We start from the raw sequence: 23529 nt of genomic DNA, 5'->3' as shown, positions 1-23529 counted from the left end.
GTCACTTGTGACGAAGGACGGGACAGGCGTCGTCACCCCGGCAAAGCGGTGTCGACAGGGAGCGATTGGAGGCAAATAAGTAGGGGGAATAGTCATTCGTCCGTGGTTGACAGCCAAAGAAGAGGGAGGCTGATGCCTCCCTCTTCTTTGGCTGGTGCGTCCGATTAGGCTTCGCTAATCGAACCCGCCATCAAATATCCACCTGAGAGCCGAGCTCGATCACCCGGTTGGGCGGGATCTCGAATTGATCCGGCGCCCGCAGGGCGTTGCGTTGCAGCAACATAAACAGCTGGCCGCGCAGATAGAGGTACCAGGGGCGCTCTTTCATGATGAGGGATTCGTGGGCCATGAAGAACGAGGTCTCCATCATCCGGCAGCTCAGTCCCTCCGCATTGCAGCGATGGAAGATCTCCTCCACGTTCGGTGTCTCGCGCCAGCCATGGCTCGCCACTACTCGCCAGAAGGTGGGGGAGAGCTGCTCGACGCAGACCCGGCGCACGTTGTGGACATAGGGCACATCTTCCACCCGCATGGTCAGCAGAATAACCCGCTCGTGCAGCACCTTGTTGTGCTTGAGGTTGTGCAAGAGCGCATGAGGGATCACATTGACCACCCGCGACATATAGACGGCGGTGCCCGCCACCCGGATCGGCGGGGATTTCTCCAGCGAGGCGATCATGGGGTCCAGCGAGTTGCCGTGCTCGTTGAGGCGGCGAATGAGCTGGAAGCGCTCGCTCTTCCAGCTGGTCATCAGGGTGAACATGACGGCACCCAGGGTGAGCGGCAGCCAGCCGCCGGAGACTATCTTGGCCAGATTCGCGGCAAACAGCGGTACGTCGATGGCCAGCAGCAGGGTGAACAGGGCCGCCACCAGATAGGTGTGCCAGTGCCAGCTATTTTTGGCCACCGAGCAGAAGAGGATGCTGGTCAGCACCATGGTGCCGGTCACGGCGATGCCGTAGGCCGCCGCCAGATTGCTGGAGTGCTCGAAGCTCACAATCACGATCACCACGGACACATAGAGCATCCAGTTGATCACCGGAATATAGATCTGGCCGGACTCCTGCTCCGAGGTGTGCACGATGCGGATGGGGTTGAGATAGCCGAGCCGCACCGCCTGCCGGGTCAGCGAGAAGACCCCGGAGATCACCGCCTGGGAGGCAATCACCGTGGCCAGGGTCGCCAGCAGCAAGAGCGGCAGCAGCGCCCATTGAGGGGCGAGCAGGAAGAAGGGGTTGGCGATGGCCTCGGGGTTGCGCAGCAGCAGGGCCCCCTGGCCGAAGTAGTTGAGCACAAGCGACGGCAACACCACCATAAACCAGGCACGCCGGATCGGGCTCTTGCCAAAGTGGCCCATGTCCGCATAGAGCGCCTCCACCCCGGTGATGGCCAGCACCACGGCGCCGAGGGCAAAGAAGGAAGTGGTCTGGTACTCGGCGAAGAAGCGCAGCGCCCAAACGGGGTTGAGTGCCCCCAGCACCTCCGGATTCTGGAGGATGCTGCGAAGACCAAGCGCCGCCAGGGTCAGGAACCAGACCAGCATGATGGGGGCAAACAGCTTGCCGACGGTGGCGGTGCCGTGCTTTTGAATGGCAAACAGCAGGGTCAGCACCAGCACCGAGAGCGGCACTATGTAGGCGTCGAGGGAGGGGGCCACAATTTTCAGCCCCTCGATGGCCGACATCACCGACATGGCGGGGGTGATCACCACCTCGCCGTAGAAGAAGCTGCCGCCAATCAGCCCCAGGATGATGAGGGCGGGGGCCCATTTTTCGGGGCTGTTGCGGGTCGCCAGCGACATCAGGGTCAGTATGCCCCCTTCCCCTGCGTTGTCGGCCCGCATCACGAAGGAGAGGTACTTGACCGAGACCACCAGGATCAGCAGCCAGAAGATAAGGGAGAGAAAGCCCAGGATGGAGGCGGGCTCGACCCCAAAGCCAAATTGACCGGACAGGCACTCGCGCAGGGTATAGAGCGGGCTGGTGCCGATATCGCCATAGACCACGCCGATCGCCGCCAGGGTGACGCCGGAGAGGGCGGGTTTGTTAGTACAGTTCATGAAATTATCTTGTCAGATTGCTGGTGGCTGGCTGCCAACACAGAGGCCCCGCACTATCGGGAAAATACCGACAGTCGTTCGGGAGGGTTCAATGAAATGCGATGGGAAAGGGCGTTAGCTGGATAGGAATAGGCTCATCATGGACACAGTCTGTTCATCTGCGATTCAGCTCATGATGACACAGAGTCTGTGGGAATCGATGCTGGTTTAAATAATCAAAAGATCATTCTGAATGAAATTATTAATTATCCAGCGATTGAGGTTGTGCGTTGGATGGTGAACAAGTGCTTGTTTTAGCTGGAGTTTCATTTTACCCAGCGTTTCCTGTCAATCTGGCTGAAAAATAAACGATAAAATGCTGACCAATAAATTACCTGTCTGTATTGCAAAGAGGGTGTAATTGGGAGGCGATGGAGTCTTTATTTTGTGAGTCGGTGGGTAAATAGCAGGGAAGGGAAGTGACCGCCCCAAAGGGGCTCACTATATATCGAAGAAATAAGTAAAGAATATAAATGTAGGGCGCAATGCACAAAGTTAATTACACCACTCGCCAAGGCTCTTAAAATGGAGCAACACACAGTGCTTATTGCTCCCTACGGCACCTGATTGATGGAATGAGTATTTGCGTATTCCCAATTGGATGTTCATTCTAAAAGTACTATTTCACGCTATACGGAAATCGGCTTGGTTATAATTTTTTGGAAAATTTGGCATCCTAAATTTTTTAGTTAGATCCCCTCATGAGCACTCTGTGATGCCATTGCTAAGACATGCTCTATAAAATCTGATTTCTTTCGGCGATATTCTTCCTGAGAGCAGCCTTCACATGATAGTTTTAATTCATTGTATTGCTGGACTAGCGAAACATTTGCACGTAATTCATCACGAAACACCCAAAAACACTCAAATTCTGAACCATTAACTACGCATTTGAAATACGACATCGTCACCTGACGTTGACCCTAACATGCATAGCATCGAAGTTCTTAATGTATCGATTTTCTCTTGGAAGCTTAGCGCAGTCAGTAATTTGACTGCATCATCAAGCCTATCAGCTTTAACACCAACAAATATATCCAAATCGCCTTTAGATACTGCGGTGGGAATTGAGAATGATTCTATATTTTTGTATCAGGAAGTAGTTTTTGTATTTCACCCTTGCACCTAAGAAATAACTCTTCGCAAGAAGCTTGGTGTTTTTCTGCACGATAAACCTCATGCTTTCTCCGAAACTAAGCTGTTTTTAATGTACATGCTTATATATCACCGCTGATGAGTGAAATATTGATTCCATTAACAAAGGTTGGCTGAGTTTTATGCTAATCAATAAATTGTTACCTGTTGACGGTTCATCTCAGGACTTGGCTATGTTGATTTTCAATTTCCGCTGATTTAATTGTAGAGGAAATTAACTCTTCGAAAATTTCAAGTTGGCCTGCTGGAATTAACTGATTTTGAATGCTTTTGCGTTTTCCTGAATCAAACAGTCGCTCTGCTAACCACCCAACCAAGTACATTAAAGAAAGGCAGCCACCAGCGGTGGCAATATTTCCATTAACAACTAAAGGTAAGTCCTGAACATCGCCACCTAGTGCTTCTAAAACTGCTTTTGCATCTGGATTGGTGGTTAGTTTCTTATCTTTTAACAATCCGATCTCATGAAGAATAAATGAGCCAGCACAGATTGAACCAATGAGTTGTGTATCTGGATTCAACTTTAAGGCTGACATGAAACTATCGTTTTTCATCGCAGCGGGAACACCGTGCTTACCACTGGTAATTAGTACAACATCCTGTTCATTCACCTCAGAGACAGCCCCATCCGTCTTTACCAAGATACCAAGATGAGAACGATGTTCTGGTTTTGTTCCCAATATCTTCACAACCCAGCTATCAGTTGTTCTGCCAAGCAAATCGTACATCAAAAAGAAGTCTACATCAGTAAAATCATCAAATAATACAATGCCAATTTTATACATTTTTCACCTATATGTGGATAAATGGCCAAGGATTTATTTCTAGCAGGTAATCTGCCGCCCCTGAGTTTCAGCCTCAGCCTCAGCCTGCTGCCTTTTACCCAGGCTGGTTGTTCTCGCTGCTCCATGGGATGGTGACCCTAACGGAGCCCTTTTTTCCAAGTGAGCCATAGTAACTGGCCGGATAAAAAACAGAATAGGGAGAGATTAAAAATCAGATCAAACTCAATAAATTTGTCAGTAGAGTGTTTTCTTGTTCGATTTTTCTTTACGTTCCCTTTCATCTAGATAGCAAAACTAAACAACTTTACCCCCAATTTGCCCCTCCAGGGCCTGTCGGCGCTGTCTTGTGCCCTGTTGCCGCCATGCCATCAATGAGTCGTCGTCATGTCGTCGAGATGTCGCCTTGTCCTAAGGGGCAGGGGAGTTGTCACCGGGTGTCGAGCTCGTCATTTTTGTCGTGTCGAGCCCGGCGTCCCGCCTCGTTCGTCATCATCACCCGCCTGAAAGCATCCGACCACATCCCTGATTACCCCTTTATTTTCAGTCGCTTGTGATTTTTATCGCACATGGAGGCCGGCTTGGTCTGATTAATGCCTAGTGGGATGACCGGCCGCGTCGTTGCTGGTATCAGCCCGGCGGCCGGTGCAACGAACCATTTAGGATCCCTCTTTTTATGAACAGCTTCGTGATTGCCGATCCCAGTCTCTGCATTGGGTGTCGTACCTGTGAGGTGGCCTGCGCCGTGTCACACCAGTCAGCGTCCTGCGGCGGGACCCTGGCGCGGGAGAGCGGCCTGCATCTCGCCATCGAGGATGGGCATCTGGTCTCCAAGGAGAGCTATTTTCAGCCGCGCCTCAAGGTCATCGTCGGCAGCAAGGTGACCACTCCGGTGCTGTGCCGCCAGTGTGAAGACAAGCCCTGCGCCATGGCCTGCCCCAATAACGCCATCGTCACCGAGGATGGTTGCGTCAAGGTCTATCAGGCGCGCTGCATCGGCTGCAAATCCTGCGTGGTGGCTTGTCCCTATGGCGCCATGGCGGTGGTGGTACAAGAGGTGGCGCCGGCCGCCGATGCGCTGTTCAAGCGCCCGCAGACCAAGGCCCAGGCCCTGAAGTGCGATCTCTGCCGTCACCGGGAGGCGGGCCCGGCCTGCGTCGAGGTGTGCCCCACCCAGGCGCTGCGGCTGGTGACCCCACAGAGTCTGGCGACCCTGAACCGGCAAAAGCAATTGGCCAGTGCCGAGGCAATGCCGGCGGGTTAGATCGTGCCTTTGATGGCGATGCGGGTGTCGGCGTGTCAGCGCGGGTCTATGGGGTTGAGCGTGAGCCGCAGTCCCGGCGCCGCCGACCAGCCGGATGGGCTCTGGATGGTGCAGTGCATCTCTCTGCCTTGAGTGTTTCTTACCTGTTGAATGCACTGCCAGTTGGCCATCACCCCATCAAACCAACCATTTATCGTTAACCAACAAGAGATTGAGTCATGAAAAAAGTCATTACCGTCTGCCCCTATTGCGGCACCGGTTGCAAGATCAACCTGCTGGTTGATAACGACAAGGTGGTGGGGGCAGAAGGTGCCCACGGCCGGACCAACGAGGGGCAGCTCTGCCTCAAGGGCTACTACGGTTGGGATTTCTTGAACGACACCAACCTGCTGACCCCGCGCCTCAAAAGCCCGATGATCCGCCGCGAGCGCGGTGGCAAGCTCGAAGCCGTCTCCTGGGACGAGGCCATCGGTTTTGCCAGCAGCCGCTTGTCTGCCATCAAGGCGAAATACGGCGCCGACGCCATCATGACCACGGGCTCGGCCCGCGGCCCCGGCAACGAAGCCAACTATGTGATGCAAAAATTTGCCCGCGCCGTGCTTGGGACGAACAACGTCGATCACTGCGCGAGGGTGTGACACGCACCCTCAGTCTCCGGTCTGGAGACAACTGTCGGCAACGGCGCCATGAGCAACGCCATTCCCGAAATTCAAGAAACCAAGTGCCTTCTGGTGTTTGGTTACAATGCGGCCGACTCGCACCCCATAGTGGCGCGTCACATCCTCAAGGCGAAGGCGAACGGAGCCAAGGTGATCGTCTGCGATCCGCGCATGGTGGAAACCGCCCGCATCGCCGATCAGTGGCTGCCGCTCAAAAACGGCTCCAACATGGCGCTGGTCAATGCCTTCGGCAACGTACTGATCGCCGAGAACCTCTATGACAAGGCGTTCGTCGCCAACTACACCGAAGGCTTTGACACCTACAAGGCGCTGGTGGCCAAGTACACCCCGGAATACGTAGAGGGGATCACCGGCCTCAAGGCGGCGGATATCCGCGCGGCCATCCGCACCTATGCGGCGGCACCGGCCTCCATGATCCTGTGGGGCATGGGGGTGACCCAGTACGGCCAGGCGGTGGACGTGGTCAAGGGCCTGGCGGGGCTTGCGCTGCTCACCGGCAACTTCGGCCGACGCGGCACCGGCTGCGGCCCGGTGCGCGGGCAGAACAACGTGCAGGGCACCTGCGACATGGGGATGCTGCCCCACCAGTTCCCGGGTTATCAGTCCGTGGCCGATCCCGCCATCAGCGCCAAGTTTGCCAAGGCCTGGGGCGTGGAGACGCTCTCCCAGAAACCGGGCTATCGCCTGACCGAGCTCAGCCACAAGGTGGAGGAGGGCAAGTGCAAGGCCTTTTACATCTTCGGGGAAGATCCGGCCCAGACGGAAGCGGATCTCGCCCAGTTCAGGCGCACCCTGGGGGGCATGGAGCTGGTGATAGTGCAGGACATCTTCATGACCCAGACCGCCGAGATGGCGGACGTGATCCTGCCCGCCACCAGTTGGGGCGAGCACGAGGGGGTCTACAGCTCGGCGGATCGCGGCTTCCAGCGTTTTTACAAGGCGGTGACCCCGCCGGACAACGTGAAGCCGGACTGGGCCATCTTCTCCCTGATGGCGACCGCCATGGGCTATCCCATGGAATACAGAGACACCAACCAGATCTGGGACGAGATGCGCGTGCTCTGCCCACTCTACGCCGGGGTCAGCTACGACAAGATGGCGGATCTCAAGAGCGTGCAGTGGCCCTGTCCGACCGAGGATCACCCGGGCACCAGCACCTTGTTCGAGGGCAATGTCTTCACCACCCCGAGCGGCAAGGGGCAGCTCATCGCCTCCGAGTGGCGGCCACCCCTGGAGCAGCCCTGTGCGGACTATCCGCTGGTGCTCTCTACCGTGCGGGAGGTGGGTCACTACTCCTGCCGCTCCATGACCGGCAACTGCTCGGCGCTGCAGACCCTGGCCGATGAGCCCGGCTATGTGCAGATCCACCCGAGCGATGCGCAAAAGCTCGGGGTCAAGGATCAGGCGCTGGTCTGGATCTCGTCTCGCCGCGGCAAGGTGATCACCCGCGCCAACTACAACGAGCGGGTGAATGCTGGTGTGGTCTACATGACCTACCAGTGGTGGATAGGGGCCTGCAACGAGCTCACCATAGAGCACGTGGACCCCGTCTCCTACACTCCTGAGTACAAATACTGCGCGGTGAAGATAGAGCGCATCGATGATCAGCCTGAGGCGGAGAATTACGTTCAGGTTGAATACAGCGCGCTCAAGGCGAAATTGCGCAGCGCCGCCAAGGGGTAATTGCCGTTAAATAAAGTGGATCCAGGCTCTGTTCGCAGGGCCCGGATCCTCTCATCCTTTTTTCAGCTGGCAGGTGTCCATCATGAGCCGTGAATTAACTATCTCGTTCGGGATTTTTTATGTTTCAGCCTATTTGCTGGCAATGTTATTGGGGATGGGGTGTTACCTCTGGTACGACGAATTGATATTCCTGCTGGGCTTTGGTTTCTTCGGCTGTTTTATCGCTGCGCGCATCGCCATGGGCGCCGTGCTGGCGGCCTTGAGCGTGCAGCTGGCCTGGCTCGTCGCCTTCCTCTCCACCACCCTGGTGAATACCCTGCTGCTGGGCCTCTCCGCCCTGGTGGTTTATCTGACTCATCAGGCGGTGTCTGTAGACATATCACAAAATATCAGTTGGTTATTGGTGGCCTTTCAGCTGCTGTCGGCCGGCTTTATTTTCGGTGGACTCAAGTTCCATCCGGGCAATATTGGAAAATCAATTTTCGATCAAATGGGTAGAAAGGAGTCAAATATATGAAACGTATTGAAGAGCAAGCGCAGCTGCTGGATCGGGAGTATCAGGGCATCGGCCTGCTGTTTGACCAGTTTTGCCAGCGGGCGGGAGCACTCTCCAAACAATACAAGTTCTTCAACTGGCCCGATTACGAGGATACCCCGCCACTGTGTCGGGCCTTCACCCTGCTGGGGGAGATGCGCGAGCTCAGACTCTCTTGCCAGCCAGGTGAGCGGGGAGAGCTCAACGGTATCATCCAGATCGTCGATGCCACCGGGCAGGTTCAGGCCAGCCAGGCTTATCGGGCCGATGGCCGTCTGCTGCAGGAAACGGGCCGGTTTCTCGATAATCCGCCCGAGCTGCTACTCAAATTGATGCTTGACGCCGTCTGGCAGCACCGCCTTGTCGAAGGGCAACACCTCATCTCCAATGAGAGCCGCTGACAAAATCAACTCGATGATGCCGATGTGCCCCCTGTGGCAGGGGTGACACTCGATCTCGTCAGCCAGAGGAACCGTCATCGGGTTCGGGAGACTCAAGACCCGCATTTGGACGAAGGATGGCGCATCCATGTCGGAATATCTGATGGTTGGCTCTGTGAGGGCTCGCGACAAAGGGTTGCTGAAAAACGACAGCCTACTGGCGATAACGGATCAGCTCTGAGTGGATCGGCGGATAAGCGCGTGGAAGGAATCGACCCGGAGCCTGGCTCGTCCCCTGAAATGGGGAGCGGTGATTAAGCCGATTGTGTGATGAAAAATGGGTATTTTCATATTTGTTGAGACCGAAATTCGTCATGAGAGCACACCGGAGCCATGAGCCCACTTGTTTGCCCCCCTGGTATGGTTGTATTGAAAATAGGGCTATTTTATGATTCAACGCTCAGTGCAATGCCATTTCAATGCATGCTGGCTTTTATGATTAAACGTTAATGGATTAAGGATTGATTGTAACATCTGACGGAGAGTCCCCCGTCCTTGCCGATGTTTTGCCTGCATAGCCGTAACGTGAGGCCAGAATGCCAAATATAAATACCATTCCATTAACCGATATTTCCCCCATCTGGGATGACGGTTTTCTCTCCCTCTCCAAGAGTCTGCTCGCCGCCGTTACCCTGGACGATTTCATCGAAAAGCTGAACCGGATCGAGGCCTGTTTCGATGGTGTGACCCGGGTCAACCTCATCCTCAACCTGGGCACGGAGGAGGCGGCCTTCCACTTCATGGGGGAGCAGGGCCCAGAGCACCTCGTCTGCCGAAAGGGGGATCTGCACTTCTCCACCCACTCGGAGCAGGCCATCGTCCTGCCGGCGACCCGCTTCCTGAACCGCTGCGCCCAGCTGGCCAGCACCCCGGTCTACGACGGCCTGCAATCTTATTGCCAGTTGCCCATCACCACGGCGCGCAGCCACCTGGGGGGTATCGAGTTTATCAGCACCCAGCCCAATGCCTTCCCGATGGAGACCCTGGCCAAGCTGACCCAGCTCGCCACCATCGTCGCCATCACGCTGGAGAACGTGTTGGACAAGGAGCGCACCCTGGCGCAAGCCAACACCCTGCGCCTGGAGCGCGACAGCTGCAAGATCCTGGTGGATGTGACCAATGCGGTGATCAAGCTGGTGCGCATCGCCGAGCTGCCAAAGAGCCTGTTCGCCATACTGCAGCACCATTTCTCCATCAGCAGCCTCTGTCTGGCCGAATACAACGCCACCTCCGACAGCTTCAAGAGCTATCTGGTGAACCCGCGCGAGAGCGATCAACCCGGCATCATCAACCACTCCTGCTTCGAGAAACACTGCCTGCAGGGGGCACTCATCCAGAGCGAGCCCTTCTTCGTCTACCGCGAGCAGGGTCACGGCTGCAACTCCGGCTGTCGCTTCAGCGCCCAGATCCTGCCCCCCGATGCGAACAGCTCCTGCATCCTGCCCCTGCGCTATCGCGGCAACCTGCTGGGGGTGCTGATCCTCTCCCACCCGAGGGCCGATTTTTTCGCCGACATCGACCTCTCCCTGCTGGAGCAGGTCGCGGCCCGCACGGCCATCGCCATGAACAACGTGCAGGCGCAGCAGGAGATCTCCAACACCACGGGTGCCCGCGAGAAGACCATCAGAGTGGCCGACAGCCAGCCCGATGCCGACTTTGCCAACATCATCCATCAGAGCGCCGCGATGCAGAGCGTGCTGGAGAAGGTGAGGCTGGTGGCCCAGAGCGACTGCTCGGTGCTCATCCTGGGGGAGACGGGCACCGGCAAGGAGCTGATCGCCCAGGCCATCCATGGCTTGAGCCAGCGCAATGAGCAGGAGATGGTGAAGGTGAACTGCGCCGCTATCCCCACCGGCCTCATCGAGAGCGATCTGTTCGGCCATGAGAAGGGCGCCTTCACCGGCGCCCTGAGCCAGCGCATCGGCCGCTTCGAGCGCGCCCACAAGGGCACCTTGTTCCTGGACGAGGTGGGGGACATGCCCCTGGACCTGCAACCCAAGCTCTTGCGGGTATTGCAGGAGCACGAGCTGGAGCGGGTCGGCAACAGCACTCCCATCCCCATCGACGTGCGGCTGGTGGCGGCCACCAACTGCGATCTGCTCTCCATGGTCAAGAGCAAGCGCTTTCGCAGCGATCTCTACTACCGGCTCAACGTCTTCCCCATCGAGCTGCCGCCCCTGCGCGAGCGGCGCGAAGACATACCGCTCCTGGTCAACTTCTTCATCAAGAAGATCGCCAAGCGGATGCGACGCAACATCACCGCCATCCCGGCTGACGCCATGAAGATGCTGGTGTCGCTCCCCTGGTACGGCAACATCCGCGAGCTGGAAAACATCATAGAGCGGGCCGTGGTGATGACCCGCGGCCAGGTGCTCAACCTCTCCCCGGACGAGCTCCTGCCCCTCAAGGGCTTCCACAAGATTGAGACCCTGGTCTACGACGAACCCTCCCAGGGGCTGTTCGGGGGCACCGGGGACAGCCATGGAGAGCGGGCCCAAGTCGCGCGGGAGCGCGACGGCGTGCAGGGGGAGGACGAGCGCGAGGCCATCATCGCCGCCCTGCGGGCCTGCAACGGCATCGTCGCCGGGGAGCGGGGCGCCGCCAACCGGCTCGGCATGAAACGCACCACCCTGCTCTCCAGGATGAAGCGGCTCGGCATCTCGGCGAAAGCCCCCGAGACCCTCGACCAAGGACGGAGCTGATGTTGTCAGAAAACGAAGGCGAGTTCCCTCTGCACGGCCTGTGCGCCCCCCGCGAAGTGGTGCACTACCACAGAGAGGGGAGTCGCACCGACAGCGCCATGCTGCTGCCCGCCGAGACCCCGGTGGCGCTAGTCTACAACGGCATCGCCCACAGCGTCATGATGTGCTCGGCCGCGGATCTGGAGGACTTTGCCATCGGCTTTTCGCTGTCCGAGGGGATCATCGACGGCCTGCACGACATCCACGACATAGAGCAACGCGATGGCTGCCAGGGCATAGAGCTGCAGATCACTCTGGCCAATCGCTGCGTCCATCGCCTGAAAGAGAAGAAACGCACCCTGGCGGGGCGCACCGGTTGCGGCATCTGCGGCAGCGAGAGCCTGGAGCAGGTGGTGCGCACCTTGCCCTCCCTGCCCGACAGTCAGCGCCTCGAGGTGACCCTGATAGACAAGGTGCTGGACGCGCTGCGCCCGCTGCAACTGCTGGGACAGAGCACCGGTGCCACCCATGCCGCCGTGCATGTGGATGGGGCGGGCAACATCCTCGCCATTCGCGAGGACGTGGGTCGCCACATCGCGCTCGACAAGCTGGTGGGGCACCTGTGCCGAAGCGGCCGTCGCGACGGCGCCATCCTGGTGACCAGCCGCGCCAGCTTCGAGATGGTGCAAAAGTGCGCCAGCGCCGGGGTCGAGATCCTGCTCGCCATCTCGGCGGCCACCGGGCTTGCGGTGGAGCGGGCCGAGCAGACCGGCCTCACCCTGGTGGGCTTCTGCCGCCCGGGTCGGGCCGAGATCTACAGCGGCCGTCAGCGCATCCTGCTGGAATAAGCGCCCCCGGGCGCCACCGTCTCGCCTCACCCGGCGAGGCGCCGATCATTGGCGCTCGGGGCTGGCTCGGGTATAGTCCTGCGCCAACAAGATAGGTTTGGATGGAGGCGCCGTACCCACTCAGGTGGTGGCAGGCTTCTCCCTCTGGCGCGGCTTCAAAGGATATCCCCATGAAATTCAGTCCCCTGCTCGATGAGATGATGAAAGCGCTGCAGGTGCTGCCGGGCGTCGGCCCCAAGTCGGCCCAGCGCATGGCGTTCACCCTGCTCGAGCGTGAGCGCAGCGGCGGCCTGCGTCTGGCCTCCCTGCTCAACCGGGCGCTGACCGAGATAGGTCATTGCAGCCACTGCCGCACCTTCACCGAGAACGATCGCTGCGAGATCTGCGCTAACCCCAAGCGCGAAGAGAGCGGCTTGCTGTGCGTGGTGGAGAGCCCGGCGGACGTGGCCGCCATCGAGCACACCGGCCAGTTCTCCGGCCGCTACTTCGTGCTGATGGGGCACCTGTCACCGCTCGACGGCATAGGCCCGGAAGAGCTGGGGCTGGAGATCCTGGAGCGGCGCCTCAAGGATGAATCCATCAAGGAGCTGATCCTCGCCACCAATCCCACCATAGAGGGGGACGCCACCGCCTGGTACATCGCCGACATGGCCCGCGCCGCCGGGGTCGAGGTGAGCCGCATCGCTCACGGGGTACCGGTGGGGGGAGAACTGGAGCTGGTGGATGGCACTACGCTGTCTCACTCCCTGATGGGACGCCAACGTATCTAGGCCTGATGGTACAAGAAGCGGGCAACTGAGCCCGTGATAAGGGGCGAGCGTGCAAGATTGCATACTCGCCCCTTGATATTTGGGAGGCCAGCCCCATCTAGGTTGAGAATCTGTTCAACCCGACGTTTTGAGGACTGGTCGATGACCCAAAGTGTTCACGCCGAAACCCACGGCTTTCAAACCGAAGTCAAACAACTGCTGAGCCTGATGGCTCACAGCCTCTACTCCAACAAAGAAGTATTCCTGCGCGAGCTGATCTCCAACGCCTCCGATGCGGCGGACAAGCTGCGCTTCAAGGCGCTTTCCGATGCCTCTTTGTTCGAAAACGACGGCCAGCTGCGCGTGCGCCTGGTGGTGGACAAAGAAAACAAGACCCTGACCATCTCGGACAACGGTATCGGCATGACCCGTGACCAGGTGATCGAACACCTGGGCACCATCGCCAAATCCGGTACCGCCGACTTCTTCAAGCACCTGTCCGGTGATCAGGGCAAAGATTCCCAGCTGATCGGTCAGTTCGGGGTCGGCTTCTACTCCGCTTTCATCGTCGCCGACAAGGTGACCGTGGTCTCCCGCGCCGCCGGCACCGAGCCTAGCCAGGGCGTGCAGTGGGAATCCGAGGGGGAAGGCTCCTTCACCGTGGCCGACGTGACCAAAGAAGGTCGCGGTACCGACGTCATCCTGCACCTGCGTGCCGAGGAAGAAGAGTTCCTGGACGACTGGCGCCTGCGCTCCGTGGTCAGCAAATACTCCGATCACATCAGCGTGCCGGTGGAGATGTACAAGGAGGGGACCCCGGATCGGGAGGAAGACGGCGAGACCATCGTCGGCACCCCGGGCGAGTGGGAGCAGGTCAACCGCGCCACCGCACTCTGGACCCGCAATCCGAAAGATATCAAGGACGAGGAGTATCAGGAGTTCTACAAGCACGTCGCCCACGATTTCGAAGATCCGCTCTTGTGGGGCCACAACCGGGTGGAAGGGGCGCAGGAGTACACCAGCCTGCTCTACATCCCGGCCCGCGCGCCGTTTGATCTCTACAACCGCGAGCAGAAGCACGGCCTGAAGCTGTACGTGCAACGCGTCTTCATCATGGATGACGCCGAGCAGTTCATGCCGACGTATCTACGGTTTGTGAAAGGGGTGCTGGACTCCAACGATCTGCCGCTCAACGTCAGCCGTGAAATTTTGCAGGACAACAAGGTCACCGCCTCCCTGCGCAAAGCCTGCTCCAAGCGCGTCCTGACCATGCTGAACAAGCTGGCCAAAGACGACAGCGAGAAGTACGCCAAGTTCTGGAGCGAGTTCGGCAACGTCCTCAAAGAAGGCCCGGCCGAGGATTACGCGAACCGGGAAGAGATCGCCAAGCTCTTGCGCTTCGCCAGCACCGCGGGCGAGGGCGAAGCCCAGACCGTCTCCCTGGAAGACTATGTTGGCCGCATGAAGGAAGGTCAGCAGAAGATTTACTACATCACCGCCGACAGCTTCGCCGCCGCCAAGAACAGCCCGCACCTCGAGATCTTCCGCAAGAAGGGCGTCGAAGTGCTGCTGATGTGGGAGCGGGTCGACGAGTGGCTGATGAGCCACCTCAATGAGTTCGACGGCAAGCAACTGGTCTCCGTCACCCGTGGCGAGCTGGATCTCGGCGAGCTGGAAGACGAAGCTTCCAAGCAGGCGCAGGAAGAGGCCGAGAAGGCTAACGCCGGTCTGGTGGAGCGGGTCAAACAGAGCCTGGGGGAGAGCATCAAGGAGGTGCGGGTCACCCATCGCCTGACCGACTCACCGTCTTGCATCGTCACCGACGATCATGGCATGAGCACCCAGATGATCAAGCTGATGCGCGCCGCCGGCCAGCCGGTACCGGAGCAGAAGTACATCCTGGAGCTCAACCCGGACCACGCGCTGGTGAAGAAGCTCGACACCATCGAAGACGACAGCCTGTTTGGCGAGTGGGTCAGCCTGCTGCACGAACAGGCCCAGTTGGCCGAGCAGGGTGGCCTCAACGATCCGGCGAGCTTCGTCGCCCGTATCAACCGCTTGCTGCTGCAGGCGTGATGACGCTGCCTGGCTGACAGTTTTGACATCAAGGCCCGCTTGTATCACAGCGGGCCTTTTTATGGCGACAATCTGGACAGACCACTGTTTTGCTGCATTTTCAATCATTTTTTGTGGGCGAGTCCTGCGTCTTTGGTCGCATCGCTTGCACGAATCCATGGTGATAATGTGGCCACTTGCACGGGGCAAGCTTGTTAATAGGGGCGAAAACGTGTAGTTTTTTGCCTTCTCAAGAATTGAATAACCAATCAATTAGGAGCGTGTATGCGCATTGTTCTGTTGGGAGCACCGGGTGCCGGCAAGGGTACCCAGGCTCAGTTCATCATGGAAAAACACGGTATTCCGCAGATCTCCACCGGCGACATGCTGCGTGCGGCGATCAAGGCGGGCACCGAGCTGGGCCTCAAGGCCAAGGCCGTGATGGACGCAGGTCAGCTCGTCTCTGACGACATCATCATCGGCCTGGTCAAAGAACGTATCGCGCAAGCGGATTGCGCCAACGGCTTCCTGCTGGACGGCTTCCCGCGCACCATCCCCCAGGCGCAAGCCATGAAGGAAGCCGGTGTGGTGGTGGACTTCGTGCTGGAATTCGACGTGCCGGACGAAGAGATCGTCAAGCGCATGAGCGGTCGCCGCGTGCACTCCGGCTCCGGCCGCACCTACCACGTGGTGTTCAACCCGCCGAAGGTAGAAGGCAAGGATGACGTGACCGGTGAGGATCTGGTGATCCGTGCCGACGACGAAGAGACCACGGTGCGCAAGCGTCTGGATGTGTATCATCAGCAGACCGCGCCGCTGATCGGTTTCTATGGCAAGGAAGCGGAAGCGGGCAACACTCGTTACGTCAAGATCGACGGCACCCAGCCGGTGGACTTGGTCAGCAAGCAGCTGGCCACCATCCTGGGCTAAGCCTGCCATTGCCAACTGCAATCGGTCGATAACGAGTCCGAGATAAGGGTCCATCCAGGGCCCTTTCTTGCATCATAACAAGAACGACAAATTAGAACGACAGGAAGCTAACGTGACCACCAAAACCGGGATCTTGCTCGTCAATCTGGGGACGCCAGCGGCGCCGACCACATCCGCCGTCAAGGCCTTCCTCAGCCAGTTCTTACAAGACCCGCGGGTGGTCGAGATACCCCGCCTGTTGTGGTCACCGCTGCTCAACCTCGCCATCCTGCCGCTGCGGGCTCCCCGCGTCGCCAAGCTCTATCAGCAGATCTGGACCGAGCAGGGCTCGCCGCTGATGGCCATCAGCCTGCGGCAACGGGATGCTCTTGAGCAGGAACTCAAGCGCGAAGGGGTGGATGTGCCGGTGGTGCTCGCCATGACCTATGGCAACCCGTCCCTGGCCGATGGCTGGCAGGCGCTCAAGGCGCAGGGCGTCAACCGGGTGATACTGTTGCCGCTCTATCCCCAGTTTGCCGCCAGCACCACGGCCGCCGTGTTCGATGGCTGGGCGCGAGTGATGAAGAAAGAACGCCACCTGCCGGTGATGCGCCTCATCCGCGATTATCACAATCACCCGGAATACATCCAGGCGCTGGCCATGAGCGTGCGCCGCCAGTGGGAGCAGCAGGGCCAGGGTGAGCATCTGCTGATGTCCTTCCATGGCATTCCCCAGCGCAGCGAGGACGAGGGTGACCCTTATGGTCATCAGTGTCGCCGCACCGCGACCCTGCTGGCCGAGGCGCTGGGCCTCTCCCCCGAGCAGTGGAGCGCCAGCTTCCAGTCCCGCTTCGGCAAGCAGGAGTGGCTCAAGCCTTACACCGATGCCACCATAGCCCTGCTGGCGGAGCAGGGAGTCAAGCGACTCGATGTCATCTGTCCGGCGTTTTCGGCCGATTGCCTCGAGACTCTGGAGGAGATCCAGGTCGAGAACCGCGCCGTCTTCATGGCGGCGGGGGGCGAGCAGTTCCACTACATCCCGGCGCTCAACAGTGATCAGGCCCATATCCGCATGATGGTGTCACTCATCTGTCGCGAGCTGGCATGATGGTGCGCGCTCTGTGCCAGGGGTGGTGATGGTTGCTGTCAGCCATGTGTCGCGAGCTGGCATAAGCCACCCGGATTTCAAGATTCAACGAGAAGGATTGTCTTCATGATGCATATCACGCTGATCTACGCAGGTCTGCTGGGTCTCCTGTTCCTGCTGCTCTCCTTCTGGGTGGTCAAGCGCCGGGCCCAGTTCAAGGTGATGATAGGGGAAGGGGAGGCGCCCGAGATGCTGGCGGCGATCCGTGCCCACGGCAACTTCGCCGAGTACGTGCCGCTCACCCTGCTGCTGATGGCCCTGTGCGAGCTGGCCGGGGTCGGGGCACTCTGGTTGCACCTTGGCGGCATGCTGTTGCTGGTGGGGCGCATCCTGCACGCCATCGGCATTCAGATCCCTAAGGCACCGAACAAGCCAAGGCTGTTCGGTACCCTGTTCTTCTGGCTGTCCCTCGGCCTGTTCTCGGTGCTGGCGCTGGTGCAGGGGTTGTCATTCGGCTGATGCCGGGTCGCCTGGATGCGTTCACAACCACCTCACCCCGAGGTGGTTTTTTATTGCATCAGAGTCAAACGTTTGCCTCGCCAGCCCTTGCCTATACTGACGCCATATTTTAATCGGGCGACTTTTCGGCACGGCGGATTGTGTTAAAATCCCGCCCCTCTTCCCCCCAGAGCACAGAGCATTGCCATGAAATTTCCCGGTCAGCGCAAGTCCAAACACTACTTCCCGGTCGACAGGCGTGATCCCCTGATCCCGCAAAATCCCCTGCTCACCGAACTGGGCAAGGCCTATGTGGTGGGCATCGATCAGACCCTGGTGGACATCGAAGCTCATGTGGACGAAGACTTCCTGAACCGTTACGGCCTGAGCAAGGGCCACTCAGTGGTGATCAGTGACGACGTGGCCGAGCAAGTGTATGAAGAGCTCAAGGCCAACAACATGGTGGTGAGCGAGTTTGCCGGCGGCACCATCGGCAACACCATGCACAACTACTCAGTGCTGGCCGACTCCCACTCCATCCTGCTCGGCGTCATGAGCCAGGACATTCGCATCGGCAGCTACGCCTACCGCTATCTGTGCAACACCTCTTCCCGCGTCAACCTCGACTACCTGCAACCGGTGGACGGCCCGGTCGGCCGCTGCTTCACCTTCATCACCGAGGGGGGCGAGCGCAGCTTTGGCATCAACGCCGGCAAGATGGATCACCTCGATGTGGCGCATATTCCCGAGGCCATCATCAAGGAGGCTTCCGCGCTGGTGATCACCGCCTACCTGGTGCGTGGTGCCGACGGCACCCCCATGAAGGAGGCGGCCATGGCCGCCGTGCGTTACGCCCGCGAGGCCGGGGTGCCGGTGGTGCTGACCCTGGGCACCCGCTTCGTCATCGATGAAAATCCCCAGTGGTGGCGCGATTTCATCGCCGAGAACGTGACTGTGCTGGCGATGAACGAAGACGAGGCCGAGGCCCTGACCGGGATCAAGGATCCGCTTGCCGCCTCCGACAAGGCCCTCGACTGGGCCGACATGGTGCTCTGCACCGCCGGCCCCATCGGCCTCTACATGGCGAGCTACACCGAGGAAGACTACAAGCGCGAGACCACTCATACCCTGTTGCCCGGCGTCATTCCCGAGTTCAACACCTATGAGTTCAGCCGCCCCATGGCCCGCGCCAAGTGCCGCAAGCCCGCCCGGATCTACTCCCACATCTCCCCCTACATGGGCGGCCCGGAGAAGATCAAGAACACCAACGGCGCCGGGGATGGCGCCCTGTCTGCCGTGCTGCACGACATGGTGGCCAACGCCTATCACCGGATGAATGTGCCGAACTCCGCCAAGCACATGTCCGAGTTCCTGACTTACTCCTCCCTGGCCCAGGTGTGCAAATACGCCAACCGGGTCAGCTACGAGGTGCTGGCCCAGAGCAGCCCGCGTCTCTCGCGCGGCCTGCCCGAGAAGGAAGACAGCCTGGAAGAAGTGTACTGGGAGCGGTGATCCGCCCGGTTTGTACCGAAAAAGACGAAGGCGCCTGCGGGCGCCTTCGTGCATTTTGGGGCTGGATCATGTTTTTGGCAGCGGCTTTGTCACAGTCGTGGACAGTCCGAGCCGGCGCGACATACCTTGTTAACAACATGTAGCGGTTTGGGGTGGCGTGATGTTGAGACGATGGAGTATCGGTCGGCGCCTGGCGCTGGTGACCCTGATGGTGCTGGTCCTGCTGGGGCTGTTGCTGTTTTCCTGTCTGCAGATCTACCAGCAGGGGTTGATGGCGGAGAAGAGCCGGCAGACCCAAGCCCAGGTCGAGACCGCCTACAGCCTGGTGGCCGAGTTCGAGGCCAGGGTGCGGCGGGGTGAGCTCAGTGAGTCAGATGCCAAGGCCCAGGTGCTGACCCTGCTCAAGGGGCTGCGCTATGGCCAGGATGACTACTTCTGGATCAATGACAGTCACCCCACCATGGTGATGCACCCGATGAAACCCGCGCTGGATGGGCAGGATCTCTCCGCGGTGGAAGACAAGCAGGGGCTCAAGCTGTTCGTCGCCTTCGCCGACATAGCCAAGGCGCAGGGGGCGGGGGAGCTGGCCTACTACTGGCCCAAGCCAGGGGTGGAGGCGGCGGTGCGCAAGATCTCCTACGTCAAGCGCTTCGCCCCCTGGGACTGGATCATCGGCACCGGCGTCTATGTGGATGACGTCGAGGCCCAGTACCGGGAGGTGCTGTTTACCCTGCTCGGGATTGGCGCCGTACTGGCCATACTGCTGTTCCTGGTGGTCGGCCTCATCGTGCGCAGCATCGTAGTGCCGCTGTCCCAATCGGTGTCGGCTCTCGGCAATATCGCCAGGGGGGAGGGGGACTTGCGTTTTCGTCTGCCCGAGCGGGGTCGGGATGAGCTGAGCCAGCTGTCGGTCAACTTCAACCAGTTTGCCAGCCAGATGGCGCAGCTGGTGGGGCGCAGCCAGCAGATTGCCGCCCAGAACCGGGAGCAGGCTCATCAACTGGAGCAGATCGTCGATCGCACCGGTGCCATCGTCACCGGCCAGGAGCAGGACACGCTGAGGGTCGCCAGCGCCATGGAGCAGATGACGGTGAGTAGTCGCGAGGTGGGTCAGCACGCCGCCCAGGCTGCCGATGCGGCGGATTCCGCGCTCAATTTGGCCCAGCACGGTCGCGAGGTGGTGGCCCAGACCATCGCCACCATAGACCGGCTGGGAGACGAGATGGCCCAGACGGTGCGGGCCGTGGATCAACTCGAGCAGGAGACCCGGCAGATTGGCTCCGTGCTCGACGTGATCCGGGGGGTGGCGGAGCAGACCAACCTGCTGGCCCTCAACGCCGCCATCGAGGCGGCTCGGGCGGGCGAGCAGGGGCGCGGCTTTGCGGTGGTGGCGGACGAGGTGCGCACCCTGGCGACCCGCACCCACAGCTCCACCGACGAGATCCGGCAGATGATACTGCGGCTGCAGGAGGGGGCGGGCAAGGTTGCCAGCGGGATCTCCCAGCTGCAGCAACTCTCCCGCACCACCGCCGACAAGGCCGGTGAGGCCGATGGCGCCATCAATGCCATCGATGGATCCGTGAACACCATTACTGCCATGAATAGTCAGATCGCCACCGCCGCCGCCGAGCAGAGCCGGGCGGCGGAGGAGATCAATCAGCGACTGGTGGCCATCACGACCCTGGCGGCCGATGCCCTGGCCCAGAACCGGCTGACGGAGCAGGCTGCGGGCACGCTGGCACACTCTTGCGACGAATTGGGGGCCCTGGTCGCCCAATATCGAACCTGAGGGGGCTTATCCCCTGCTTTTTGGGGATTTGACTTGAGTCTGGGGGGCTTTTGGGACACCATCAGCCCCATTCTCGGCCACCTTGGCCGACTGCCTGCCATTTGCCAGCAAGAGAGAGATCCCCATGAGCAAACTAACTGACAATCTTGACGCCAATTTCCAGCTGTTTATCGAAGAAGTCCGTGAGTCGGGTCAGGTGTGGGGTCTGCGCTACGGTGAAGACTGGGTGGTCTGCCGCTCCGCCGAGTTCGAAGATGCCGATGTGATGCCGCTCTGGTCTGCCGAGGGCGATGCCCGTCTGCACTGCGTGGACGAGTGGGCGGATTACGAGCCGGAAGTGATCGAGCTGGAAGAGTTCCTCGACATCTGGATCAACGATCTGGACGAAGACGACGTGCTGGTCGGCCCGAACTGGAATGCCGATCTGGAAGGTCAGGAGCTCGAGCCCATCGAGCTGGCCAAGGTGCTGGTGGAACTGGACGCCTGAACTGTGCTGCACTGATGGCCCCTCAACGGACCTTCTGAGCTGACAACCGACCGCCGCGAGGCGGTCGGTTTTTTTATGCTGGCACCGGCAGAATACTGAATGAAAAGGCGATTTGGCTTGGCGAAGGCGGCGGTATGGGCCATCATCAACCCTTTGCCGAGCGGGAGGTGCCATGTTTGTATTTGACGTGACCACACAAGCGGGGGCGCGGGCACAGATCCGGGTGCAGGCGCTGGACTGGAGTCAAAGCGGGCCAGTGACCTTCAGCTGTGACAGCGACGAGCTGGCCCTGGTGCTGCTGGGTGGCTGTCGTTGCGATGCGGTGGGATATTTCAACCTGCTGGCCGGTTGCAAGCCGCTCTATGTGGAGCAGTGGCTCGCTTACTTGCAGGAGAGCGGTCACATCGACAAGCAGAGTTGCCAGCTGGAGAGTCCGGCCCAGAGCGACTATCTGGCCCGAGCCGGACTGGATGACGAGGAGCTCAATGCCTTGCTGGGTCAGGTCTACAAGGTGGCCGGTTTCAATCGCTTGCAGATCAACCGCTACCTCAAGAATCGTCACAACCCGACCATGCTGGCGACCCGTTACGATCAGAAGGAGCTGGAGCGCTATCGCCAGCTCAACGACATCATTCTGACCCTGCTGAAGCTGAAACGCCCTCAGTAAAGAGGCCGAACTGGCCGTTGTCCGGTCTCAGCTCCTGGGGCCGGGCAATGAGATAGCCCTGCAGCCCGTCCACATACATGCCTTGCAGCAACTCTTGCTGGCTCAGTTGCTCCACCCCTTCCGCGATCACCACGCACCCCATGCGATGGGACACATCGACGATCATCCGCACGAATTGCTGATTGGTGAGATCCTGCTCCAGCTCGGTGATGAGGGCGGGATCCAGCTTGATGTAATCGGGCTTGAGCTCACGAAACAGGCTGAATGAGCCTATCCCCTTGCCAAAGTTGCAGATGGCTGAGCGACTGCCGTGGCGTCTGAGCAGCTCGAACAGCCGTCTGGCACCGGCCAGATTGCGCTCAAGCGGCTCCTCATCCAGCTCGAACACCAGGTTGGCACCTATGTCGGGATCCCTCTGCAACTGATGATCGAGCCAGATCAGGAAGGCGCTGTTTTGCAGCAGATTGCCCGGCAGATTGAGCCCCCAGCGGCTGCTGTGGCTGCCGAAGGCCCGGTATTGGCGCATGACGTGACGGATCACCATCTGCTCTAGTCGCATCGTCATGTCCAGTCGCTGGGCCATGGCGAGCAGGGTATCGCTGGGCAGCACTGTGCCGTCGACGCTGCTGAAGCGGGGATAGATCTCGTGGTAGGCGAGCATGCCGCTGTGCAGGGGCAGGATGGGCTGGCAGCTGAAGCTGACGCGCTCCTGCTCCAGCAGATCGGTCAGCACCTGGGTCCAGTGACGCTGCCCCTGCAGCTCGACCACCTCATCATTTTGCTGTATGGCCCAGCCGTTGACCGCCTCGGTCTGGGCGCGGGCCAGCGCCAGATCGGCCCGGGCCAGGATGGCCTCTATCTTCTGCTCGCTGCTCAGGTGAGTCATCCCCGAATAGGCGGCACTTTCCAGCTCGTGCTCTTGCTGGTAGTGGTCGAAGGCATGCTTGAGATCTCGCCCCAGCAGATGGGGCGGGATCTTGGCAAGCGGTGGCACCAGCACCGCGAAGTCGGCGCCGGAGATGCGATAGACCTGGTGACCGGGGAAGCGACTCACGGTGTGGATGATGAGGTGGGCGATATCCTTGATGTAGGCATCGCCGGACTGGAAGCCGCGCTGGGCATTGAGTTTACCAAGCTCGGTGGCGCGGATCAGCACCAGGATGGCGGTCTGGGTATCCTCCTGTTGCAGCAGCTCGGTCAGATCGCGCCGAAACGCGTGGCGATTGCGCAGCCCGGTCATCTCATCCTGAGTGGCCTGACTGTGCAGCTCGCTGATCTGGCGGTGGGCATCGAGTTCGGCCTCGCTGAAGGAGGCGAGCAGCTGACGCAGCGCCTCCTGTGCCTGCGGGTTGCTCAGTTTGCTGGGGTCCCGCAGTGCGATCGCCTGCAGCCAGCACAAATCCTGCCTCGCCAGCTCGCCCTTGCACAGGCTGTGGCTGAGAAAGATCAGCAGGGCGAAGCCGAGCAGGGTGGTCGCCATCACTAGCCACTGGCTAGGTGGCGAGGTCGGAGGAGTGAGCCAGAGCCCTTGCAGCAGCAACAGCGGGAGGCAGACCAAGGCGCCGACCAGCAGCAGGTTCCCTTCACGTTTAATTAACATCGTTTCATCC

At 59.6% G+C, this 23529-nt stretch carries 18 protein-coding genes; 15 read left to right on the top strand and 3 right to left on the bottom strand.

Annotated features, from left to right (window positions below; genetic code table 11):
- Nucleotides 1-190: 190 nt before the first annotated feature.
- Both kup and ACZ9IL_RS08965 read right to left on the bottom strand, forming a co-directional pair.
- Nucleotides 191-2059, bottom strand: coding sequence for a low affinity potassium transporter Kup (gene kup, locus ACZ9IL_RS08970; protein WP_476003196.1), 1869 nt, complete (start codon nucleotides 2057-2059; stop codon nucleotides 191-193).
- 1349 nt (nucleotides 2060-3408) lie between these two features.
- Nucleotides 3409-4038, bottom strand: a complete 630-nt coding sequence (locus ACZ9IL_RS08965; protein WP_476003195.1) for a DJ-1/PfpI family protein — start codon at nucleotides 4036-4038, stop codon at nucleotides 3409-3411.
- Between the two features lie 673 nt (nucleotides 4039-4711).
- Between ACZ9IL_RS08965 and ACZ9IL_RS08960 the strand changes: the two genes are divergently transcribed.
- From ACZ9IL_RS08960 to ACZ9IL_RS08890, 15 genes are all read left to right on the top strand, one after another.
- Nucleotides 4712-5299, top strand: coding sequence for a 4Fe-4S dicluster domain-containing protein (locus ACZ9IL_RS08960; RefSeq protein ID WP_476003194.1), 588 nt, complete (start codon nucleotides 4712-4714; stop codon nucleotides 5297-5299).
- 218 nt (nucleotides 5300-5517) lie between these two features.
- On the top strand, nucleotides 5518-7662 hold the full coding sequence (gene fdhF / locus ACZ9IL_RS08955) for a formate dehydrogenase subunit alpha (protein WP_476003193.1): 2145 nt from the start codon (nucleotides 5518-5520) through the stop codon (nucleotides 7660-7662).
- Between the two features lie 82 nt (nucleotides 7663-7744).
- Complete coding sequence (locus ACZ9IL_RS08950; RefSeq protein WP_476003192.1) at nucleotides 7745-8179, top strand: hypothetical protein; 435 nt, start codon at nucleotides 7745-7747, stop codon at nucleotides 8177-8179.
- On the top strand, nucleotides 8176-8598 hold the full coding sequence (locus ACZ9IL_RS08945; protein ID WP_476003191.1) for a hypothetical protein: 423 nt from the start codon (nucleotides 8176-8178) through the stop codon (nucleotides 8596-8598). The genes ACZ9IL_RS08950 and ACZ9IL_RS08945 overlap by 4 nt, the downstream gene beginning before the upstream one ends.
- Nucleotides 8599-9173: 575 nt before the next feature.
- Nucleotides 9174-11339, top strand: a complete 2166-nt coding sequence (locus ACZ9IL_RS08940) for a sigma 54-interacting transcriptional regulator (RefSeq protein ID WP_476003190.1) — start codon at nucleotides 9174-9176, stop codon at nucleotides 11337-11339.
- Nucleotides 11339-12166, top strand: a complete 828-nt coding sequence (fdhD, locus tag ACZ9IL_RS08935; protein WP_476003189.1) for a formate dehydrogenase accessory sulfurtransferase FdhD — start codon at nucleotides 11339-11341, stop codon at nucleotides 12164-12166. The genes ACZ9IL_RS08940 and fdhD overlap by 1 nt, the downstream gene beginning before the upstream one ends.
- A 170-nt stretch (nucleotides 12167-12336) precedes the next feature.
- Nucleotides 12337-12936 (top strand): recombination mediator RecR, encoded by a 600-nt coding sequence (recR, locus tag ACZ9IL_RS08930; protein ID WP_042638869.1) that lies wholly within the window; start codon nucleotides 12337-12339, stop codon nucleotides 12934-12936.
- A 141-nt stretch (nucleotides 12937-13077) separates the two neighbouring features.
- Nucleotides 13078-14991, top strand: a complete 1914-nt coding sequence (gene htpG / locus ACZ9IL_RS08925) for a molecular chaperone HtpG (protein ID WP_476003188.1) — start codon at nucleotides 13078-13080, stop codon at nucleotides 14989-14991.
- 264 nt (nucleotides 14992-15255) lie between these two features.
- Complete coding sequence (gene adk / locus ACZ9IL_RS08920) at nucleotides 15256-15900, top strand: adenylate kinase (protein ID WP_476003187.1); 645 nt, start codon at nucleotides 15256-15258, stop codon at nucleotides 15898-15900.
- Between the two features lie 112 nt (nucleotides 15901-16012).
- On the top strand, nucleotides 16013-16987 hold the full coding sequence (gene hemH / locus ACZ9IL_RS08915) for a ferrochelatase (RefSeq protein WP_476003186.1): 975 nt from the start codon (nucleotides 16013-16015) through the stop codon (nucleotides 16985-16987).
- 105 nt (nucleotides 16988-17092) lie between these two features.
- Nucleotides 17093-17485 (top strand): MAPEG family protein, encoded by a 393-nt coding sequence (locus tag ACZ9IL_RS08910; protein ID WP_476003185.1) that lies wholly within the window; start codon nucleotides 17093-17095, stop codon nucleotides 17483-17485.
- A 186-nt stretch (nucleotides 17486-17671) separates the two neighbouring features.
- Complete coding sequence (locus ACZ9IL_RS08905; protein WP_476003184.1) at nucleotides 17672-18976, top strand: inosine/guanosine kinase; 1305 nt, start codon at nucleotides 17672-17674, stop codon at nucleotides 18974-18976.
- Between the two features lie 160 nt (nucleotides 18977-19136).
- The gene (locus tag ACZ9IL_RS08900) at nucleotides 19137-20765 is read left to right on the top strand and encodes a methyl-accepting chemotaxis protein (protein WP_476003183.1); all 1629 of its coding nucleotides are present in this window, start codon (nucleotides 19137-19139) and stop codon (nucleotides 20763-20765) included.
- 124 nt (nucleotides 20766-20889) lie between these two features.
- Nucleotides 20890-21252, top strand: coding sequence for a DUF2750 domain-containing protein (locus tag ACZ9IL_RS08895; RefSeq protein ID WP_049047239.1), 363 nt, complete (start codon nucleotides 20890-20892; stop codon nucleotides 21250-21252).
- A gap of 172 nt (nucleotides 21253-21424) precedes the next feature.
- Nucleotides 21425-21919 (top strand): hypothetical protein, encoded by a 495-nt coding sequence (locus ACZ9IL_RS08890; protein WP_476003182.1) that lies wholly within the window; start codon nucleotides 21425-21427, stop codon nucleotides 21917-21919.
- On the opposite strand, the gene ACZ9IL_RS08885 is transcribed toward ACZ9IL_RS08890, so the two are convergent.
- Nucleotides 21882-23519, bottom strand: a complete 1638-nt coding sequence (locus ACZ9IL_RS08885) for an EAL domain-containing protein (protein WP_476003181.1) — start codon at nucleotides 23517-23519, stop codon at nucleotides 21882-21884. The genes ACZ9IL_RS08890 and ACZ9IL_RS08885 overlap by 38 nt on opposite strands.
- Nucleotides 23520-23529: the final 10 nt, after the last annotated feature.

This window comes from Aeromonas sp. TECH754, assembly GCF_056279295.1.
Note: the sequence above shows the minus strand (reverse complement) of the source record. Positions and strands in the feature narration are given on the sequence as shown.

What these genes read in the sequence shown, in the direction of transcription:
- ACZ9IL_RS08940 (WP_476003190.1), top strand. Translation starts at nt 9,174, where the DNA reads ATGCCAAATATAAATACCATTCCATTAACCGATATTTCCCCCATCTGG.
- ACZ9IL_RS08910 (WP_476003185.1), top strand. Translation starts at nt 17,093, where the DNA reads ATGATGCATATCACGCTGATCTACGCAGGTCTGCTGGGTCTCCTGTTC.
- htpG (WP_476003188.1), top strand. Translation starts at nt 13,078, where the DNA reads ATGACCCAAAGTGTTCACGCCGAAACCCACGGCTTTCAAACCGAAGTC.
- ACZ9IL_RS08950 (WP_476003192.1), top strand. Translation starts at nt 7,745, where the DNA reads ATGAGCCGTGAATTAACTATCTCGTTCGGGATTTTTTATGTTTCAGCC.
- ACZ9IL_RS08965 (WP_476003195.1), bottom strand. Translation starts at nt 4,038, where the DNA reads ATGTATAAAATTGGCATTGTATTATTTGATGATTTTACTGATGTAGAC.
- adk (WP_476003187.1), top strand. Translation starts at nt 15,256, where the DNA reads ATGCGCATTGTTCTGTTGGGAGCACCGGGTGCCGGCAAGGGTACCCAG.
- ACZ9IL_RS08905 (WP_476003184.1), top strand. Translation starts at nt 17,672, where the DNA reads ATGAAATTTCCCGGTCAGCGCAAGTCCAAACACTACTTCCCGGTCGAC.
- fdhD (WP_476003189.1), top strand. Translation starts at nt 11,339, where the DNA reads ATGTTGTCAGAAAACGAAGGCGAGTTCCCTCTGCACGGCCTGTGCGCC.
- ACZ9IL_RS08885 (WP_476003181.1), bottom strand. Translation starts at nt 23,519, where the DNA reads ATGTTAATTAAACGTGAAGGGAACCTGCTGCTGGTCGGCGCCTTGGTC.
- ACZ9IL_RS08900 (WP_476003183.1), top strand. Translation starts at nt 19,137, where the DNA reads ATGTTGAGACGATGGAGTATCGGTCGGCGCCTGGCGCTGGTGACCCTG.
- ACZ9IL_RS08945 (WP_476003191.1), top strand. Translation starts at nt 8,176, where the DNA reads ATGAAACGTATTGAAGAGCAAGCGCAGCTGCTGGATCGGGAGTATCAG.
- ACZ9IL_RS08895 (WP_049047239.1), top strand. Translation starts at nt 20,890, where the DNA reads ATGAGCAAACTAACTGACAATCTTGACGCCAATTTCCAGCTGTTTATC.
- recR (WP_042638869.1), top strand. Translation starts at nt 12,337, where the DNA reads ATGAAATTCAGTCCCCTGCTCGATGAGATGATGAAAGCGCTGCAGGTG.
- ACZ9IL_RS08890 (WP_476003182.1), top strand. Translation starts at nt 21,425, where the DNA reads ATGTTTGTATTTGACGTGACCACACAAGCGGGGGCGCGGGCACAGATC.
- ACZ9IL_RS08960 (WP_476003194.1), top strand. Translation starts at nt 4,712, where the DNA reads ATGAACAGCTTCGTGATTGCCGATCCCAGTCTCTGCATTGGGTGTCGT.
- kup (WP_476003196.1), bottom strand. Translation starts at nt 2,059, where the DNA reads ATGAACTGTACTAACAAACCCGCCCTCTCCGGCGTCACCCTGGCGGCG.